This window comes from Treponema sp. R6D11, assembly GCF_054786075.1.
In genome coordinates, this window is the sequence record NZ_BDHD01001080.1 from 1 (window position 1) to 393 (window position 393).

General features: G+C 41.0%; 1 protein-coding gene. It reads right to left on the minus strand.

Annotation, left to right across the window (positions count from 1 at the left end):
- A partial coding sequence (locus ACYVTD_RS17565; RefSeq protein WP_461248912.1) for a hypothetical protein occupies positions 1-361 on the minus strand: 361 nt, incomplete at its 3' end.
- Between the last annotated feature and the right edge of the window lie 32 nt (positions 362-393).

The window sequence follows — 393 nt, forward strand, 5'->3', positions numbered from 1 at the left end:
GTGCAATTGCTTGTCCGTCGAGCTGACCAGTTATAGCGCTGCGATACGCCTCTTCAGTCGTTTGCATTTTAGACCAATCTGGGACCCCGTATTCGTTGCCATTCATAATAACATAATCTCTATAACCAAACAAATGTCTTCCCAAAGCTCGATCTTCCAAAGATGTTTTATCAAAAATCTCTTTTCCGTGACATGTTAAGAAAAAGTGATTGTTAGGATCTCCTGGGTTAATAGTCTCGAACATCAGCTCATATGGGCGCATTGCATTTCCGCCCTCTTTAATCATATTAGAAGAATAAACATGTGCTTGCATTCCTAAAAAGTCAAGCATTTTTGCGACAGTCGGCTTCTCGCCGGTCATGTTGCGCCATTTTAAATATTGCTTTCTAGGAT